Genomic DNA, 17754 nt, shown 5'->3' with positions numbered 1-17754 from the left:
TCTAGGATGGGAAGATGACGACCCACGACGCAGTGACCCGACTCCTCGACGCCCGCCGCCTGCAAGGCCTCTTGACGAATCAGAGCGGCCGCGTCATCGCCCAGTACTCGTTCCTCAATTCCGAAGGGAATTCCTCCCTCAGCCACCTCGCCGATATCAGCGGGGAGACGCCCCGACGCATTACTCGCGGCGATCAGTCCGTGGGACCGGCCGCACTGAGCGAGAACGGCACGATCGTCTTCGCCTCCAAACGCAAGGCCGAGGACGGCAAGGATGCCGAGTCCCCGAGCCTGTGGGCCCTGCCGGACAACGGTGAGGCCCGCAAGCTTACCGATCATGAGGGCGGTTTCTCCCGCATCGAGGTCAAGGGCGAGACCATCATCGTCGAGTTCCCCGTCCATACATGGGCCGCCGACGAGAACGACCATCAGGAATTCAGCTCCGAGCGCAGCGACGCGAAGGTCAGCGGAATCCTCCACACCGGTTTCCCCGTCCGTCGCTGGGATCATGATCTGGGGCCGGGCCGGCAGACCCTGGCTGTGGCCACCCTCGATGAGGCGGCGGCCGACTTCCCCGAAGTCGGTGACGAGCTGAGTGCACCGGCGGGCTCGGACTTCCGGTACCTGTCCCTGCCGTCTGGGCGACTTGTCGATTGGGCCGTCGACGATGGGGCGCGCTTCGCCCTCGTCCAGCTCGAGAAGCCGATCCCCGGACAGCTCGAGGCCAGTGAGATCTGGCGCGTGGACCTCGACGGGGAACCCGAACTGCATCGTCTGACGAAACCGGCTGCCGATCACAGCTTCGACATCGAGGCGATCAGCCCGGACGGGACGAAAGCACTGGTCACTCGCGTACAGAACTGGACTCCGCAGACCAACCTCGCGGCCGAACTCATGGTCCTCGATCTCGAGACCGCGGAACTGAATCCTGTGTGGCCGGATGGTGATTTCTGGTTCTCCCCGATCTGGGCAGACGATTCGACCATCGTGGCCACCGCGGATGATCACGGTCGCGGCAGCATCTTCATCGGTGACATCAATGATGCTCAGCCTCGGCGGCTCGTCGGGGGCGCCAATCAGAAGTATTCGTTCTCGGGGCTGGCCCTGCGCGAGGACACGGTCGTGGCGACCGCCTCGGCGATCGATGTCGCGCCGCTGCCGATCTCCGTCGACCTCCGCACCGGGGTCATCAGCGAGCTCGCGAACCCCGCGACGGTGCTCGACGAGGAAGGCACCCTCACCGAGGTCGAGGTCCGTGCCGAGGACGGCACGCCGATCCGTGCGTGGCTGGTGCTTCCGGAAGGGGAGGGGCCGCATCCGCTCGTCGTCTTCGCCCACGGCGGACCGTGGGGGTCGTGGAATGCGTGGACCTACCGGTGGAATCCGGGTCCCTTCGCGGCTGCCGGCTATGCGGTGCTGCTGCCGGACCCGGCGATCTCCACCGGCTACGGGCAGGCGATGATCGATCGCGGTCAGCAGCAGCTCGGCGGCACTCCTTTCACCGACATCATGGCGCTGACCGAGGCCGCAGGGGAGAGGGCGGACATCGATTTCGAACGTGTCGCCCTGGCCGGCGGGTCCTACGGCGGATACATGGCCAACTGGGTGGCCGGGCATACCGGCAGCGCGTTCAAGTGCATCGTCACCCACGCCTCTCTGTGGAACACCACGTCGATGGGGCGGACGACGGACAATTCGTCGTGGGATCAGGCGATGCGGGAGCAGTCGACTCAGTATTCGCCGCACCTGTTCGCCGATGACATCGAGGTGCCGATGCTCGTCATCCATGGCGACAAAGACTACCGGGTACCGATCGGTCAGGGTCAGGAGCTGTGGCTGGATCTTCTCACTCGGGCGAAGACTCCCCTCGACGCCGATGGCGACACTCAGCATCGGTTCCTCTACTTCCCCGACGAGGGGCATTGGATCCTCGGCCGCGGGAACGCCGAGGTCTGGTACCGCACCGTGCTCGCGTTCCTCGATACGCATGTGCTCGGCATCGACGCGAACCGAGTTCGCACACTGGGGTGAGCCGGCAGTCGGTTCGTCGGTTTCCTGAGGTGGGCGCGGCAACCGGTTCGTCCGCGCCGCGCGGTGGGGCGGTAGCTGCCTCGTCTGCGCCCCGCGCTGGGGCGGCTACCGGTTTGTCGGCGCCCCCGGGGCGAGGCAGCAAGCGGTTCGTTCGCACCCTGGCGCGAGGCGGCAAGCGGTTCGTTCGCACCTTGGGGCGAGCCGACAGCCGATCTGTCGGCACAACACCCGTCGACACCTTGCCCGACGAGACCCTACTCGCCAAGACCCTGCTGCGGGGTAAATTCACCAACTGATTCCGTACCCTGAATGAGGCGTTCGCAGAACGATGGAAGGACCCTGATGACACAGACCGAACAGATCCCCGCCGAGGCGGTCATCCACAATGCGTGCATCCTCGACGGCGATCGGGTGACGTTCACCGAGGGGACCGCGGACACGTGGATCGCGGTCGCCGAGGGAACGGTCACGGCACGGGGCCGCGGGGACGGCTGGAAGGACAGGGCCGCCTCGGCGAGGGGCGAGGTCATCGACGCGGAAGGCGGATACGTGGCTCCCGCGTTCGTCGATATCCACTGTCACGGTGCGGGCGGTGCGAGCGCCGAGGACGGGAGCGAGGGGATCGATGCGATCCTCGATGTGCATCGGGCCCACGGCACCGGCAGGCTCGCTCTGTCCTACGTCTCGGACACGATCGAGGGGCTGTGCGAGTCCCTGCACGCGGGCGCCGGACTCGTCCGTGACCGGGCCATGGTCATGGGCCTGCACGCCGAAGGCCCGTTCCTGTCCCCGGATTTCAAAGGTGCGCATGCGCCCGAAGTGCTCACATCGCCGACCCCGGAGGCGGTCGAAGCGATTCTCGAGGCGGCCGATGGAACTCTGAGCCAGATCACCATCGCGCCCGAACTTCCCGGTGCTCTCGATGCGATCGGTCGGTTCTCTGCGGCAGGGGTGCGTGTGGCCGTCGGTCACACGGCTGCCGATTATGCGCTGGCCGCGCAGGCCTTCGAGGCGGGGGCGAGCATCCTCACCCACGCGTTCAATGCGATGCCCGGAATCCATCACCGTGCTCCGGGGCCGGTCCTCGCCGCGGCCGAGGCCGAGCATGTCACCGTCGAACTCATCAATGACGGCGTCCATGTCGTCGCCCCGGTCGCTCGTATGCTCCACGAACTCGTGCCCGGGCGCATCGCTCTCATCACTGACGCCATGGCGGCGACCGGCCTGCACGATGGGAGCTATCACCTTGGTTCGCTCCCGGTCGAGGTCAAGGATTCGGTAGCGCGCCTGGTTACCGCGGATGGCACTGAAGGCGCCATCGCGGGGTCCACGTTGACGATGGACGAGGCTGTGAAGCGGGCAGTCGCCGAGGTGGGACTCAGCCCGTTCGACGCTGTGAAGTCCGCAGGATTCGTTCCATTGCGTGCGGTGGGCGGAGTGCCGGAGTCGGGTGATTCTCTGCAGGCGGCGGGCGGTGCCCCTGGTGCCGGCAGCCTGTTGGCTCCCGGAATGCCGGCTGATCTCCTGCTCCTCGATGAGGACATGAGCATCCGAGCCTCTTCATTGGGGGACTGAACCCGACTGAACCGGGCCGAATCGGGCCGAACCGGGCCGAACCGGACTGCACCGAGTTGAATCGAGTTGAACCTGGAAAGTGGGCTGAACCCGGCCGAAGCTGGAAAGTGGGCACAGCTGTCCCCTGAAAGGAGGGGCGGCTATTTGTCGAACAGGGAGTCGACGATGTCGTCCGCGATGAAGCGGGCGTGGAGGATCGGCTTACGAGCCGGGTCCTTTGCGGCAGGCGGAATGTAGGCCGGTCGCCCGTCGAAGAGCATCACCGTGTCCCAGGCGGTGCGGTCGAGCAGGTGGTGGTGATAGCTGCAGAGCAGCGCGAGATTGTTGATCTCCGTCTTTCCGCCGAGCGACCATGGAAACACATGGTTGGCATCGCACCAACCGGGAGGGGCGTCACAGCCGGGGAACGTGCAACCTCGGTCACGGGCGGTGATCACTGCCAACTGTTTGCGATTGGCGAAGCGCTGTTCTGTGGCCACCTGCATCGTCTTGGCCCTGTCGCTCATGAGGTGGAAGAACAGCGAGCCGTTGAGGCCGTTTCTCATCAGTTCCTTGATGGGAATGGGATTGTCGGCGCCCGTGGTTCCGTGTCCTGTTCCTTTGGCCAGATCTTCGGCGGTGGCGTTGATGACGAGAGCATAAGGCGCTCCTGCAGCCGTCCGCTGCTTGTCGATCGTCGTGACGAGGCCGGCGAATCGTTCGTAGATCCATTCGCGCGCCGAGGGCTGTTCGGCGCTGACGTCCACGAAACCGCCGTCCTCACGAACGCCGACCCCGGGGACAGCTGCCGAATTTCCGCTCGTGCGAGCTGCGTTGAGATCGGGTGCCGGAACTCGCTTCGCGTCATATCGATCACCGGAGAGCACCGCGTCGACGATCTCAAGCAGCTCTTTGTCCGGCAGCGGCGAGCTCGTCTCCTCAGAAGCAGCGGTTACGGTGGCGGGATTGCCCGCGGCCGCGATCTCAGAGGCGCCGGTCGCCGAGTCGGCGCCTGTCTTGTCGGCTTCTCCCGCAGACTGGATTCGTGAGGTCAGCAGTCCGTTGAGAGTGCCGCCGGTGACGGGGTCGAGCAGTCCACGCAGCTCCCAGTCGCCGTTGGCCTTGGCGCGCATGGACATGTTGTACGCAGAGCGGTCGGCCGAGTCATTCGGCTCTGCGCCGTCCGGGTCGATATAGCCCATGAGCTTGCCGAAGATCTCGCGCAGGTCCTTGAGACGGACCTTGGGTGCGTTGTCGACCAAGCGCGTCTCGACGTCGGTGCGGACCGTCTGACTGACCCACGTGGGCAGTTTGCGCATGCAGTCTTCGATGACAGACGCCTGGGCGGCGGAGATCGTGCCGGCATGGAGCGCATCTGCGACGACAGGGTAGAGAGGCGGCAGAGCCTGTCCGGCCATGTCGACGCGTCCGCCGAGGTTCTTGGCCATATCGGTGCGGCGATTCGCCTCGGCGCCGGTGAGGTTGAATCGGTTCTCGATGAGCGACTTCGTCGACTTGGCGCCGAAATCGCTGGGTGTTCCGACACGTTCGCAGACGGAGAGCGCGAGCGTCGACAATGCATCGTTGATGCGTGTGATCGCCTCGACCCCATCGGCGAGCATGATGGCCTGATCCGGTCCCATGGGGCGATCGAACGAGCGCAGCTCATCTTTGAGGCTCATCAGCTGAGTGATCGAAGAGGTGACCTCGGGCGCAAAGCGGCTGAGATCTGCCCACTCCTCGTCGGCCAGCAGCGGGTGTCCGCTGGTCTGCGAGGAGTTGTCGGCGTTCCGATCGGAATGATCGGAGCTGCGTTCGGGAGTGAGGGTCATGGGGATGAATTCCGTTCACCAACATCGTTGTTGTTGGAATCCAGTGTACGCTCATAATGCGTGGAACGCCATAGATGATCGAAAAACGTTTCGAACATAAATTCAGTGTTCGTCACAGTTCGAGGATGCTCACAGGATTCTTTGTGTCCATGCAGGTCAGGGGTGGTGTCGGCTGTGGCCGAGGTGAACCGGCTTCGAATGTGTCAGTCGGTCGTGGCACGATTGGAGTATGGATGCCCTGCTCCTCATTGACACCGACGACGCCAGCTACCCCAGCGATGACGCCATGGAGACCCTCGGCGATATCGTCACCCGCACCCGCGCTGTGGGCGGTGTGCTCATCTTCGCGTCGACGAAGGCCGACCTCGCCGACACTCCCGATGAGGAGCTGAGCATCTTCGTCCCCGATGAGGAGGATCTCGTGCTCCGATCCGAGAGTCCGGATGTGTTCGAGGGCGTCGATGATCTGGCCGCAGGTCTGCATGACCTCTCCGTCGACCGGATCATCATCGCCGGCGCCGACGCCACCGCGGGCGAGCCAGGCACTGGAGCTGGCGAAGTCACCACTGACCCCGCCGCCCAGGCAGAGGGCGATGCCGACGCCGGCGCCGACGCGTCCTCGGCGGGCACCCCCGGAGCCGTCTACGCCTCGGCGATGGCGGGTCTTGTGTGCAACTTCGACGTCGTCGTCCTTTCCGACTCCACCACTGACCCCGATGGCAACCTCGTCGCCTGGGGGGATGCTGCCGCTGATGCCGGTGCCATGGTCAAGAAGACCGCCGATACCTGGCTGCGGATGTAGGCTCAGTCGCCTTCCCGAAATTGTTCTACATTGAGTAGAATGTGGGAGCGAGCTGAGAGGAGGGCCCATGACCGGATGGACGAAATCCGTACGTGCGCTCTTCGCTGCCCTCTTCACGACTCTCCTCGCCCTGCTCATGCACCTCGGTGCTGGTGGCGGCGTCTCGATTCCGGGCACTGTGGTCGTCTTCGTTCTCGTCCTCTGGGCGTCGATGATCGTCGCCGGCAGGCGCCTGGGCTACCTGACTCTGGCGGGCCTGCTCGGCCTCGGACAGGTGCTCATGCACCTGACGATGAGCTGGTCTGCACACACCTTCGCCCATGCGGGGGCCCACGCGGGAACCGCTCAATCCGGAAGCGGGCAGGCCGGAGCTGCAGGTGCCGGATCCACTTCCGCCGAGGCGGCCCTCCACGCCCACGCCGGACACATCGTCCCAGCCTCCGGCTCCCTTGATCTCGGTCCTGCCGCAACCGCGCTCGGACATGCGAGCCACGGGGCAACCTCGGCGGGGATGGTCATCGCCCACGTCGTCGCCGTCCTCGTCACCGCCGTGATCCTCAAACGCGGTGAGGACATCGTCCTCAGCATTCTGCAGCTGGCCCTGGGCCCGGTGATCGGCGCACTGCGAGCCCTCGCCGAGGCGGCCGGAGTCCTGGCCGACGAACCGTTCCGCAAGCTCTGCGCTTCGTTCCGGGTGCCGCAGCCGGTCACATCGGCGGTGGTCGGCCCGAACTACCGCCGCGGCCCTCCCGCGTTCGGCTGACATCCCAATCGGCGTTTGCAGCGCCGACCCACACCTGGTTTCCCGGGTGACCATCCATCTTCGGGCGACCGCCCAGACAGCGGCGGGCCGCCCCTCGGTGACAGTCGAACACGTCCGCGCACACCACTGCGCGCAGAAGACACGTACCCGCACCCTGGCCAGCACATGCCCTGCGCACTTGCACTCGCACGAGCTGCGCGCAGGCAACTGTGACCTACGCAAAGGCTCACGAAAGCGCTGCCGGTCAGCCGCGTTCCCTGCATACAGGCGGACGAACGCGATGCGGCTCAGCGCCCGCAGCTTCGGGCAGCAGAGACTCTGCGACCGAAGATCCTCGTCGTCTGACGGTGGGGGACACGCGGGACTGCCTGTGCCAACAGGTGACCGCGGCGCGCGCCGACATGTGCTCGACAGCACCTGAATGACGAAAGTGCAGACATCATGCGAAAGAACATCACCCTGGCCCTTGCCCTGCCCATCGCCGTCGCCATCGGCCTGGCAGGCTGCGGCCAAGACGACAGCAAGGCCGCCGGTTCGACACAGACCGACGGCGGCAGCTCCACCTCGGCGGAATCCTCGGAAAGCGCGGTCGACGCCGAAGCGCTCAGCTTCGACGGCGCATGGGTCAAGGCCGCCGACGACGGAATGACCGCGGTCTTCGGGGAGCTGAAGAACAACACCGACGCCGACATCAACCTCGTCGAGGCGAAATACGCGGACGCGGAGATGGTGGAACTCCACGAAACCGTAGGCGACAGCTCGGGCGGAATGTCCATGCAGGAGAAGAAGGGCGGCTTCACCATCCCGGCCGGGGAGAGCCTCCGCCTCGAGCCCGGAGGCGATCACATCATGATCATGGGACTGAAGAAGGCGATCAAGCCGGGCGAGCAGATCAAGCTCGATCTCGTCACCGCCGATGACGAGACCGTCGAGGTCACGGCCGTGGCCAAGGAGTACTCCGGAGCCCAGGAAGACTACGCGCCCGATGAGGCCGAAGGTTCCAGCGACGACCACGGCGACCATGGTGAGCACGGCGACGAGGGCAAACACATCGGCGCCGACAGCGAAGAGCACGAGGACTCCGATCACGGAGACCACAGTGACCACTGAGCCCGGTCGCACCGGCTTCAGCCGCCGAGGTCTCCTGACCTCGGCGGCCGCGGCCGGCGGTGCAGGTGTCGTCGGTGCCACGGCCGGATTTGCGCTCGGCCGCGGTCCCAGATCACAGGGCACGAGCGCCGGTGACGGTGGGCCGCCTCGGCGAGATCTGGATGGCGCGAACGGGCCGCAGACCGAGCCGTTCTACGGCGCTCATCAATCCGGGGTCGAGACCCCGCCGCAGGCCTTCGCGCACTTCATCGCGTTCACGCTGGGGCCCGGGATCAAGGCCGCCGAGGCGGTGCGCTGGCTACGGCTGCTCACCGCGGATGCAGCCGCGCTGACGCAGGGGCAGGCCCCGTTGGCCGACTCCGAATCCGAGCTCGCCGTCGACCCTGCCCGACTGACGGTGACCTTCGGGTTCGGATCCGAGCTGGTGGCGCTGGCCGGAAAGGAGCACGTCCCGGATTGGCTGAAGCCCTTGGAGGCCTTCTCGATCGATCGCCTCGATCGGGACCGCTGCAAGGGCGACCTGCTCCTGCAGATCTGCGGCGACGACCCGCTGACCTTGGCACATGCCAGGCGCATGCTGTTCAAGGATTCGCGATCGTTCGCCGAGGTGGCCTGGCAGCGGGACGGATTCCGACGTGCCTACGGCAGCGCGGGGGAGGGGAAGACTCAGCGGAACCTCTTCGGTCAGCTCGACGGCACGGCGAATCCGGGACCCGGATCCGAGGACTTCGCGCGGATCATATGGGGGCAGGCCACCGAGGCCGCGAACCCGGTGTTCTCCGCCCGCGGGGAGCCGCCGGCCGACCTCGGTGCGCATCTGCCGGTGTGGATGCGCGGGGGAACGACGCTGGTTCTGCGCGATATCGCGATGAACCTCGACACCTGGGATCAGGCCGACCGACCCGCACGGGAGTTCTCGGTCGGGCGGACCATGGATTCCGGGGCACCGCTGTCGGGTGAGGACGAGTTCGACGATCCGGACTTCACCGCTGTCGATCAGCGCGGACTGACGAAGATCTCGCAGGTCGCACATATCGCCCGGGCCCGCGACGGACTGGGTCCGGAGGTGCAGATCCACCGGCGCACGTTCAACTACGAGACCGGTGCGGGTGGGGATTCGGGACTGTTGTTCGCGTCTTTCCAGGCCGATATCGAACGGCAGTTCCTGCCGATCCAGCGCCGCCTCGCTGAGGTGGACCTGCTCAACGAATGGACGACCCCGATCGGGTCGACCGTGTGGGCGATCCCGCCCGGAGCGACCGAGGACGGGTACGTCGGGCAGGAATTGTTCGACGGCTGAGAAAGCGGCGCGGCCGCCGGACCCGCAGAAGCGGGGGCGGCGGCCGCACCGTATGTTCGCGCAGCGGCTCAGTCGGTGATCTCGGAGTCGAAGGCCTTCGGATTGTCCTTGACCCACTGGTCGACGGCGTCACCTTCCTGGCCCTCTTTGTATTCGTTGACGATGAGGTCCTCGAGCTCTCCGTACGTCTTGTCGTCGAGCTTGATCCCCTTGATGAGCTCCGACGCCTCAGGGAACTCGTCGCTGAAGCCCTCGGTGCCGAGGAAGTGCATCTTCTCCGGATCGCCCATGGCGTTCTTCGGATCCTTGAGCTCCTTGACGTCGTAGGCGTTGTTCGCCCAGAACGGACGCCACAGGGTGACGACGATGTCGTCCTGCGCCTCGATGGCATTGCCCAGCTCGGTGAGCATGGCCGGGGTCGAGGAGGTGACGAGTTCGAAGTCCTTCTCGAGGTCGTAGGCAGGCATCATCGAATCCTTCGTCACCTTGGTGAGACCGGCCCCGGGCTCGATGCCGACGATCTTGCCGTCGAACTCGTCGGCATTGTCTTTGAGTTCATCTATCGAATCGATGTCGACATAGTCGGGCACGACGATCGTGTTCTGCGCCTTGTCGTAATAGGTGCTGATGTCCTCGATCTTGTCGCCGTACTCATCCATGTACTGCTTGTGGGTCTTCTCCGGCCAGGCGGAGGGGTAGATGTCGATGTCGCCGTTCGCCACTCCCGCATAGAGGATCGCGGCCTCGGAGATCGTCTCCAGCTCGGGCTCGTATCCCAGCTTCTCGAGCTGGTCCTCGAGCAGGAACGCGGTGCTGCGGCTGTCGGACCACGAAGAGATGTAGCCGATCTTGATTGTGCCCTTGTCGCCGTCGGAGCCGGAGTCCTTACCGGCCTCCTGGGAGCACCCGGTCAGGGCGAGGCCCAGCGTCGCGCAGGCGGCGACAACGGAGGTGAGTGTGCGTGACTTCATCAGTCTCCTCTTCGTGGTGGCTGCTCGAGTGCGGTGAAACCGCCGACTCTGGCAATTCCGATCGTCCGAGCAGGAACATGTGAATGCAGGATCATTTGTGATCACAAAAGTTGGTATGGCAATGTAATCACATTATTCGCGTAACTTCCAGTGGCGTCCTCCAGATTTGCCGTGGCCCCCGACCGGTGTCCGGAGAGCTCCGCCCGGCGGACAGCTGAATGCGGCAGACTACCGGCACGGAACGGGACCAAAACGAGCCCGGTGCGGGACCGAAGCGAGCCAGACGCGGTACCGAAGCGAGCCAGACGCGGGCCGAGAACGCTTCGGCAGCGTCAGCGTCAGAACAGGGGCTGCGGCAGGGCGTCTTCGAACTCGAGGAGGCGTCGCTTGGTCTCGAGCTCTTGCCCGGGCAGCCCGCCCGAATACCCGCCGAGCCCGTCACCGGCGACAACACGATGGCAGGGGACGATGATCGGGATCGGATTGAGTCCCATGATCCCGCCGACGGCACGCGCCGGAATCCCGGTTCCGCTGGCTTCGGCGAGCTGTCCGTAGGTGACCGTGGTCCCTGCCGGGACCTCTTCGGCCAAGGTCGTCAAAACGGTCCTCGCGACGTCCGAGATCTGACCGAAGTCCACGGGCAGGTCGAAATCGCCGAGGCGGCCGTCGAAGTACGCTCGCAACTGGGCGACCGCCTCGACGAGAGTCGGATCCGAGGCGGCCGCCGCCTCGGCGGGGATCGAAACAGAGGGTCCCGAGGCGGCGGCCGCCTCGGTGGGGATCGGATCGGCGGCGTCGGTCGCCTCGGCGGAAATGTGCCATTCGAGTCGGACGACGGACCGGCCGTCGCTGGTCACAGTGAGAGGGCCGACGAAGGTGTCGACGGATGCCGAATCGGTCGTCATGGGATGTCCTCCGTTCGGTCCCGCGCACCGAAATCGGTGTCAACGGCGATTCTCAGCCGAGTCTACTCATACAGCTGTGCCCTCCCGACTCGTCCGAGTCGGAAGGGCACAGCATTACATGACCGCACGCCGGGCAATGGGGAAGCCCGCAGCTGAGCCGACGATGTCGTCCTCAGTGCGGCTGCTGCCGCGGCGTCAGGATCACTTCTCGTCCGGCAGCTCACCTTCGTAGGCGTCGGGGTTGGCCTTCAGCCACTCGGCGATGGCCTTTTTGCCATCATCCTTGTACTTGTTGACGACCAGGTCCTCGAGGTCTCCGTACTGCTTGTCATCCATCTTGATCTTCCCGACGTAGTCAGCAGCGTCGGAGAACTCTTCGCCGAAGCCCTTGGTCGCGGTGAAGTGGAGTTTCTCGGGGTCTCCCATCGCACCCTTCGGGTCCTCGAGGTCCTTGACCGGGTACTCGTTATTGGCCCAGAACGGACGCCACAGGGTGACGACGATGTCCTTCTCCGCGTCGGTCGCATTGCCGAGCTCGGTGAGCATGGCAGCGGTCGACGAGGTGACGAGCTCGTATTCGTCGTCGAGACCGTATTCGGGAATCATCGCCTTGGTGGCCTTCGTCAGACCGGCTCCGGGCTCGATTCCGATGATCTCGCCGCCGAAGTCCTTGCCCTTGCCCTTGAGGTCCTCGATCGAGTTGATGTCCTTCATGTACTTCGGGACGGCGATCGTGAGGACGGCGTTGTCGTAGTAGGCGCCGAGGTCTTCGAGGTCGTCACCGTATTCGTCGATGTACTGCTTGTGCGTGACCTCGGGCCACGAGGACGGATACATGTCGATATCGCCGTTGGCGACACCGGCGTAGAGGACGGCGGCGTCGTTGAAGGTCTCGGTCTCGACGTTGTAGCCCATCTTGCCCAGCTGATCTTCGAGCAGGAGCGAGATGCTCTGGCCGTCGGTCCAGCCGGTGACGTAGCCGAGTTTGATGTCGCCCTTGTCGCCGCCTTCGCCACCGTCCTTCGATGCTTCCTGTGAGCAACCGGTCAGGGCAAGGCCGAGGGCTGCGACCGCAGCGACGATCGGGGTGAGGAATCTTCTCTTCATTGTGTGTTCCTTTTCTCTAGTGATCGACTATTCAGACTGTGTGGTCCATCGACTCAGGCGGCTGCCGCAGCCGCCTTGTTCTTCGCGCTGCGACGACGCATCCCCGCAACCAGCGAGTGCGGGTAGTCCTTCGCGTTGCCCAGGGCTGCGGTGACGCGATCGAGGTAGACCGCGATGATCACGACACCGAGTCCGGCTTCGACACCGAGCGGCAGGTTCTGGGTGGCGATCGCTTCAACGACGTTCTTTCCGAGTCCGTCGGCGCCGACCATGCCGGCGATGACGGCCATCGCCAGTGCGAGCATGATGACCTGGTTGATGCCGGCCATGATCGTCGGGGTGGCCAAGGGCAGCTGGACTCCGCGGAGGATCTGGCCGGGAGTCGCACCGAAGGACTGTCCGGCTTCGACCGTCTCCGAATCGACCCCGCGGATGCCGAGCTCGGTGAACCGCACACCCGGGGGCAGAGCGAAGATCACCGTGGCCACGAGGCCGGGAACGACGCCGATGCCGAAGAAGGTGACTGCCGGGATGAGGTAGACGAATGCCGGCATCGTCTGCATGAAGTCGAGGATCGGTTTGATGACCGCCGAGGCTCTGTTGCTGCGCGCGGCCAGAATGCCGACCGGGACGGCGATGATGATGGCGATGACAGCGGCGATGATGATCAGCGCCAGGGTCTGCATCGCGGCCACCCATTGGTCCATCGTCATGATGAAGAACAGAGTGATGAGCGTGCCCACGGCCATCTGCCACGAGCGGAAGATCCAGCCGATGAGCGCCAGCAGAATGATGATGACGAGCGGGTGGAGGTCGACGAGCACGTCGGTGAGGACCTCGATGAGGAAGTTGAACAGCCAAGTGACGGCGTCGAAGAACCACGCGACGTTGTCTTTGAGCCAGTCGAAGACGGTGTCGACCCAGGCTCCGATCGGAATTCGGATGTTCTCCATCAGCGCTCACTCCTTTCGCCGGTGGCCTGCGGTGCGACGGCATCATCACCTTCGGCCAGAACCTGGTCGATGATTCCGGTGTCGACCGGCTCGGGCCAGTCTTCGACAGCGGCTTCCGTCGAGGCCTCGTCATTGCCGTTCTGCGTGCCGAGCGCGGCGAGCAGCGTGGCTCGGGGGACGACGCCGACGAGCTCGCCGTCCGCGTCGGTGACGGGCACCGGCAGAGGCATCTCCGCGGTCGGGAGGAAGAGATCGATGAGCAGGTCGTCCGGAGATGCGGGGTGGGCGACCGGTTTGATGATCTCATCGAGAGTCGTGGCACCTGTCCGGATGTGTTCGATGCAGTCGCGGTCGCTGACGAGGCCGAGGAACTTCCTGTCCCTGTCCGTGACGTACACGCCTGAGGCGCCGTTGTCGCGCATGGTGCGCAGTGCAACTCGGGGACCGTTCTGATTGCTCACGGTCTGCCGAGCCTTCTCCATGACGTTGTTGGCAGTCAGCACGCGGGCCCGGTCGACGTCGTGGACGAACTGTGCCACGTAGTCGTTGGCAGGGTCGGTGAGGATGTCCTCCGGGGTGCCGACCTGGACGATGCGTCCGTTGCGCATCACCGCGATCCGGTCACCGAGGAACATCGCCTCATTGAGGTCGTGGGTGATGAAGATGATGGTCTTCTTCAGCTCCCGCTGCAGTTCGACGAGCTGTTCCTGCATCTCGCGCCGGATCAGCGGGTCGAGGGCGGAGAAAGCTTCGTCCATGAGGAGGATGTCGGTCTCAGCGGCAAGCGCGCGGGCCAGGCCGACGCGCTGCTGCATACCGCCGGAGAGCTGCTCGGGAAACTTGTCGCCCCAGCCTTCGAGGCCGACGGCCTTGAGCCAGCGGTCGGCAGCCTTGTCCCGCTCCGCCTTCGCTACTCCGCGGATCTCGAGCGCATAGGCGGCGTTGTCGCGGACGGTGCGGTGCGGGAGCAGTGCGAAGTGCTGGAACACCATCGAGATGTGTTCGCTGCGGACCTTGCGCAGTGCGGCCGAGTCGATCTTCGCGATGTCGGTGCCCAGCACCTCGACGGATCCGGCGGTGGGTGCCCAGAGTCCGTTGAGAGTGCGGATCAGGGTCGACTTGCCCGAGCCTGACAGGCCCATGACGACGAAGATCTCGCCGGCCTCGACTTCGAAGCTCGCATCGATGACGGCGGCGGTTCCGAGTTTTGTCAGATCATCTCGGTCGGCGCCCTCTTCGAGTCGTTTGACGACTTCGTTTTCGCGCTTTCCGAAAACTTTGTAGACGTGTGACGCTTTGACAACGCTCACGTGCTTCCTCCTTGCATTCTTGGCAGTCCGCAAGAACGAGAGGCTTCACCCCCGTTTGCACGGTTCGGTGCTCGCAGATCAGATCCGAATAGCTCAATTGCGCACGCGCCTCACCGCACACGGATATCTGATCCACCATTGTAGTTTTGTTCAGGGTTTTCGGTAGAGATCTTGTTGGGATTATGCGGCGCGTCGCCCTTGACTAGCGCTCTGACCTGGGCAAACAGATGTTCGTGCGTTACTTGATTGTTATAATCATCGATTGGAGCATGTAGGTATGCCGTTAATGGATTTGATACCGGATATGGGATTTTGATGCAGTAGGCGGCCTTGCCTCCGGAAATTCTGCCTTCAGGAATTCTGCAGCGATTCCGTGAGGAATCGGACCACGGCCGGAGTGACCACCTCGGCGAATTCTTCGAAGAATCCGTGTCGGCCTTCCGGCAGAATGCGCAGCTGAGATCCGGGGATGCGCTCGTGGAGGATGCGGGCGTTCCCGACCGGGTTCATCCGATCGGCATCGCCGTGCATGATCAGCGTCGGGGCGGAGATCTCGGGCAGCCGGTCCCAGGCATTGTGATTGGCGCTCACGCGCAGATGGGCGGATGACTCGGCCGCCGTCATCGTGTCGTCGCCGAGCATCTTGCTGTACTCCGCCGATACCGTCCATTCGGGGGTGTAGAAGAGGTCGAAGAGGTACTGCGTGTGCTCGTCACCACGCAGCCTCGCCAGAGCTTGGCCGACCTCACGCGGACGCTTGACGGCATGCGGCCCGCCGGGCGAGGTGCACCCGAGGACCAGAGCGCTCACCCGCTCCGGATGGTTGAGTGCCAGCATCTGCGAGATCCGCCCGCCCATGGACGTGCCGTAGATCGCGGCCCGATCCGCGCCGAGGTGGTCGAGCACGTCCACGGCATCTTCGGCGAAGCTCGCTGTCGACAGTTCCCCGAGCTCACCCCGGCTGCCGCCCGTTCCGCGATAGTCGAACGTGATTGTGCGGAAGTCCGGTTCGAAGTCCCCGCGCAGATCGTCCCACCACTCGTGCGAATTCGATTGGCCCTGCAGGAGGAGCAGTGCAGGAGCGTCCTCCGGCCCGCTGACCTGGACCTCGAGGGGGAAGCCATCGCGTGCGCTGATCCTGTCCACCTGCATCGTCTCCACCCGTGTCCTCCTGCCCGCGCGCGCCTGGTCACCGCCTACGCTTGAGAAATGAAATTCTTGCCGTTCCTCAATCCTGCCGCAGGATCGCCCGCGGTGCGCAATCCTGGGCGACCTGCCGTCATCGTGCCGACACAGGCAATCGATGCAGATGAGCTCACTGCCGAATGCGCCGCGGCCGCCGCGACCGGAATCGTCGACGCCGTCGAATGGCGCATCGATCCGCTGCTCGTCGTCGCCTCCGGTCCTGCGCAGGGTGGGGTGCGCACGAGTGTGCACAGCCTCGCCGAGGCGCCCCTTCGTCTGCTTCCGAGTGCACTCACAGCGGGGTTGCCGATCCTCCTGACCGTCCGCACCGGATTCGAGGGCGGGCAGGTGGAGATCACCGAGGACGACTACGCCGAGGTGGTGCGGGAACTCATCGCCGGGGTCGCCGACGTCGAGGCGGACGCCGGAACTGCTGCCGGCACCGGTCCCACCGGCACCGCCGCATCGGGAGTTCCCGGCAGCGCATCAAGGGGCGTTCCCGTCGCCGTCGACGTTGAGATCGATCGGGCCGCGTCGGGCTCCCTCATCGCCTCGGCGCGGGAGGCCGGCGTGCCCGTCGTCGCTTCGCACCACAATTTCGAGTCCACGGACTCACCCGAGCGCCTGCTGAAGACGTTCGCTGCGATGGGTGAGGCCGGTGCTGATGTGGCCAAGGTGGCGATGATGCCGCAGGCGCCGGCCGATGTTCTGCGTCTCCTGGAGGCGACTGCCGCGGCGGATGCCTCGCTGCCGGTTCCCGTGCTCGGAATCTCGATGGGATCGTTGGGCCGGACGAGCCGGATCATGGGCGCCGACTTCGGCAGCTGCGCCACATTCGCGCAGATCGGTCAGGCTTCGGCGCCGGGGCAGATCGAGGCATCGGTCCTCGCCGAGATCCTCGACCGCGTCGGACCTAGGTGTGGATGAGCGGCCTCAAAGTTCATACGCAGTGATCTTGATCGGGGCGTATGAATTTCTGACTCGCGTTTGCTGGCGGGCCGGGCTCAACCGGCAGATTTCGCCAGGGAAGCAGACGGCCCGCGAAGCATGAGCTTCGCGGGCCGCTTCGCTGCTGCAGAAGCAGCAGAAGGTCAGCGGAAGATCAGTCAGTGACCTCTTCGATCTGCTTGCGGAACTTCTTCGGCAGGGCCTCATCGCCGAAGTTGTTGCGCACGGTGTTCGCGGCGATGCGCTGAACCACGAGCTGAGCCACGGCCACACCGACACCGGAGACGATCGTCCAGGCCAGGGCCTCGGACATCGAGATCTCGTCATCGACGGGGTTCGACGGCGCCGGGCGCTTCGTCGACTTCTCCCACGCGAAGGTCAGGGTCTTGCGAGCGACGAATGCAGCTGCGATAGGCGCTCCCACGCCGATGATCTGCCAAGCGAGCTTTCCCATGCTCGTGTCCTTTCCTTTGAACATTGAGTCCCACGACTCTTACGAGACGCGGGAACGTATTCCGTCGAAGTCAACACTAACGCAGGACGATGCGCGCGAGGCCACCCGAGATTGAACGAGGTCGAGAAAGTTCGCTCATTTCATACTTTTGGGGGATGTGCCGGGCAGACCGGGGGAGATAGCGTGAGAGCACGCTTCGATCGGGCAAGGGAAGGTCTGGGTCGAAACGTGAAGAGAAAGGCACACGATGCTGAGGAAGTGGAAGACGCGCGTCGTCACCGGACTGTTCGTCTGTGGCGCCCTCGGATTCCTGCTTGCGCTGCTGCCGGGAATGTCCGGAGTCTTCTGGCCGGTGTGGCTGATCAGCTGCGCCGCCTGCATCCTCGGGCTCGTTCTCGCCTTCACTCTCCCCTCGGCGAAACCCGCCGACGCTCTGCCCCGAGCCTGAGGGCTCGGGGCAGCGCATCCCCGAAGGCGCCCAGAGTACGGCCACCCCGGGGCAGCGCATCCCCGAAGGCGCCTGCCGCTCA

Annotated in this window: 16 protein-coding genes; 8 read left to right on the top strand and 8 right to left on the bottom strand. The window is 64.8% G+C overall.

What is annotated here, in order from left to right:
• Positions 1-14 precede the first annotated feature (14 nt).
• Together KTJ89_RS15910 and KTJ89_RS15905 are read left to right on the top strand one after the other, a co-directional pair.
• Entirely contained in the window at positions 15-2030 is a 2016-nt protein-coding gene (locus KTJ89_RS15910; protein ID WP_259358434.1) for a S9 family peptidase, read from the top strand.
• Between the two features lie 342 nt (positions 2031-2372).
• On the top strand, positions 2373-3605 hold the full coding sequence (locus tag KTJ89_RS15905) for an N-acetylglucosamine-6-phosphate deacetylase (protein WP_259358433.1): 1233 nt from the start codon (positions 2373-2375) through the stop codon (positions 3603-3605).
• Between the two features lie 140 nt (positions 3606-3745).
• Here KTJ89_RS15905 and KTJ89_RS15900 read toward each other — a convergent pair whose 3' ends face one another.
• Positions 3746-5416 carry an HNH endonuclease signature motif containing protein gene (locus KTJ89_RS15900; protein WP_259358432.1) on the bottom strand — a complete coding sequence of 557 codons (1671 nt, stop codon included), beginning with the start codon at positions 5414-5416 and terminating at the stop codon, positions 3746-3748.
• A gap of 229 nt (positions 5417-5645) precedes the next feature.
• Here KTJ89_RS15900 and KTJ89_RS15895 point away from each other — a divergent pair, with 229 nt between their 5' ends.
• From KTJ89_RS15895 to KTJ89_RS15880, 4 genes are all read left to right on the top strand, one after another.
• Positions 5646-6218 (top strand): hypothetical protein, encoded by a 573-nt coding sequence (locus KTJ89_RS15895; RefSeq protein ID WP_172172028.1) that lies wholly within the window; start codon positions 5646-5648, stop codon positions 6216-6218.
• A gap of 67 nt (positions 6219-6285) precedes the next feature.
• Positions 6286-6981, top strand: coding sequence for a hypothetical protein (locus KTJ89_RS15890; protein WP_259358431.1), 696 nt, complete (start codon positions 6286-6288; stop codon positions 6979-6981).
• 441 nt (positions 6982-7422) lie between these two features.
• Positions 7423-8091 carry a copper chaperone PCu(A)C gene (locus tag KTJ89_RS15885; RefSeq protein WP_259358430.1) on the top strand — a complete coding sequence of 223 codons (669 nt, stop codon included), beginning with the start codon at positions 7423-7425 and terminating at the stop codon, positions 8089-8091.
• The gene (locus KTJ89_RS15880; RefSeq protein ID WP_259358429.1) at positions 8081-9391 is read left to right on the top strand and encodes a Dyp-type peroxidase; all 1311 of its coding nucleotides are present in this window, start codon (positions 8081-8083) and stop codon (positions 9389-9391) included. Before KTJ89_RS15885 ends, KTJ89_RS15880 begins: the two co-directional genes overlap by 11 nt.
• Before the next feature lie 68 nt (positions 9392-9459).
• On the opposite strand, the gene KTJ89_RS15875 is transcribed toward KTJ89_RS15880, so the two are convergent.
• The 6 genes from KTJ89_RS15875 to KTJ89_RS15850 form a co-directional block, all read right to left on the bottom strand.
• Positions 9460-10362: a glycine betaine ABC transporter substrate-binding protein gene (locus KTJ89_RS15875; protein WP_259358428.1), complete on the bottom strand. Its 903-nt coding sequence runs from the start codon at positions 10360-10362 to the stop codon at positions 9460-9462.
• 338 nt (positions 10363-10700) lie between these two features.
• Positions 10701-11267, bottom strand: coding sequence for a methylated-DNA--[protein]-cysteine S-methyltransferase (locus KTJ89_RS15870; protein WP_259358427.1), 567 nt, complete (start codon positions 11265-11267; stop codon positions 10701-10703).
• Positions 11268-11468: 201 nt separating this feature from the next.
• The gene (locus KTJ89_RS15865) at positions 11469-12374 is read right to left on the bottom strand and encodes a glycine betaine ABC transporter substrate-binding protein (RefSeq protein ID WP_173155668.1); all 906 of its coding nucleotides are present in this window, start codon (positions 12372-12374) and stop codon (positions 11469-11471) included.
• Positions 12375-12427: 53 nt separating this feature from the next.
• Positions 12428-13327, bottom strand: coding sequence for an ABC transporter permease (locus KTJ89_RS15860; RefSeq protein ID WP_181271519.1), 900 nt, complete (start codon positions 13325-13327; stop codon positions 12428-12430).
• Entirely contained in the window at positions 13327-14637 is a 1311-nt protein-coding gene (locus tag KTJ89_RS15855; RefSeq protein ID WP_259358426.1) for a quaternary amine ABC transporter ATP-binding protein, read from the bottom strand. Before KTJ89_RS15855 ends, KTJ89_RS15860 begins: the two co-directional genes overlap by 1 nt.
• A 351-nt stretch (positions 14638-14988) precedes the next feature.
• Entirely contained in the window at positions 14989-15789 is an 801-nt protein-coding gene (locus KTJ89_RS15850; RefSeq protein ID WP_259358484.1) for an alpha/beta fold hydrolase, read from the bottom strand.
• A 57-nt stretch (positions 15790-15846) separates the two neighbouring features.
• Here KTJ89_RS15850 and KTJ89_RS15845 point away from each other — a divergent pair, with 57 nt between their 5' ends.
• Positions 15847-16749 carry a type I 3-dehydroquinate dehydratase gene (locus KTJ89_RS15845; protein ID WP_259358425.1) on the top strand — a complete coding sequence of 301 codons (903 nt, stop codon included), beginning with the start codon at positions 15847-15849 and terminating at the stop codon, positions 16747-16749.
• Positions 16750-16924: 175 nt separating this feature from the next.
• On the opposite strand, the gene KTJ89_RS15840 is transcribed toward KTJ89_RS15845, so the two are convergent.
• Positions 16925-17224, bottom strand: coding sequence for a DUF4235 domain-containing protein (locus KTJ89_RS15840; protein ID WP_092010107.1), 300 nt, complete (start codon positions 17222-17224; stop codon positions 16925-16927).
• Between the two features lie 247 nt (positions 17225-17471).
• On the opposite strand from KTJ89_RS15840, the gene KTJ89_RS15835 reads away from it, so the two are divergent.
• Positions 17472-17672, top strand: a complete 201-nt coding sequence (locus KTJ89_RS15835) for a hypothetical protein (RefSeq protein WP_139468999.1) — start codon at positions 17472-17474, stop codon at positions 17670-17672.
• The last annotated feature ends 82 nt before the right edge of the window (positions 17673-17754 follow it).

The organism is Brevibacterium sediminis, assembly GCF_024895295.1.
Lineage (GTDB): Bacteria > Actinomycetota > Actinomycetes > Actinomycetales > Brevibacteriaceae > Brevibacterium > Brevibacterium sediminis.
This window is presented reverse-complemented; position numbering and strand designations above follow the sequence as displayed.

What these genes read in the sequence shown, in the direction of transcription:
- KTJ89_RS15910 (WP_259358434.1), top strand. Translation starts at nt 15, where the DNA reads ATGACGACCCACGACGCAGTGACCCGACTCCTCGACGCCCGCCGCCTG.
- KTJ89_RS15905 (WP_259358433.1), top strand. Translation starts at nt 2,373, where the DNA reads ATGACACAGACCGAACAGATCCCCGCCGAGGCGGTCATCCACAATGCG.
- KTJ89_RS15900 (WP_259358432.1), bottom strand. Translation starts at nt 5,416, where the DNA reads ATGACCCTCACTCCCGAACGCAGCTCCGATCATTCCGATCGGAACGCC.
- KTJ89_RS15895 (WP_172172028.1), top strand. Translation starts at nt 5,646, where the DNA reads ATGGATGCCCTGCTCCTCATTGACACCGACGACGCCAGCTACCCCAGC.
- KTJ89_RS15890 (WP_259358431.1), top strand. Translation starts at nt 6,286, where the DNA reads ATGACCGGATGGACGAAATCCGTACGTGCGCTCTTCGCTGCCCTCTTC.
- KTJ89_RS15885 (WP_259358430.1), top strand. Translation starts at nt 7,423, where the DNA reads ATGCGAAAGAACATCACCCTGGCCCTTGCCCTGCCCATCGCCGTCGCC.
- KTJ89_RS15875 (WP_259358428.1), bottom strand. Translation starts at nt 10,362, where the DNA reads ATGAAGTCACGCACACTCACCTCCGTTGTCGCCGCCTGCGCGACGCTG.
- KTJ89_RS15870 (WP_259358427.1), bottom strand. Translation starts at nt 11,267, where the DNA reads ATGACGACCGATTCGGCATCCGTCGACACCTTCGTCGGCCCTCTCACT.
- KTJ89_RS15865 (WP_173155668.1), bottom strand. Translation starts at nt 12,374, where the DNA reads ATGAAGAGAAGATTCCTCACCCCGATCGTCGCTGCGGTCGCAGCCCTC.
- KTJ89_RS15860 (WP_181271519.1), bottom strand. Translation starts at nt 13,327, where the DNA reads ATGGAGAACATCCGAATTCCGATCGGAGCCTGGGTCGACACCGTCTTC.
- KTJ89_RS15850 (WP_259358484.1), bottom strand. Translation starts at nt 15,789, where the DNA reads ATGCAGGTGGACAGGATCAGCGCACGCGATGGCTTCCCCCTCGAGGTC.
- KTJ89_RS15845 (WP_259358425.1), top strand. Translation starts at nt 15,847, where the DNA reads ATGAAATTCTTGCCGTTCCTCAATCCTGCCGCAGGATCGCCCGCGGTG.
- KTJ89_RS15840 (WP_092010107.1), bottom strand. Translation starts at nt 17,224, where the DNA reads ATGGGAAAGCTCGCTTGGCAGATCATCGGCGTGGGAGCGCCTATCGCA.
- KTJ89_RS15835 (WP_139468999.1), top strand. Translation starts at nt 17,472, where the DNA reads ATGCTGAGGAAGTGGAAGACGCGCGTCGTCACCGGACTGTTCGTCTGT.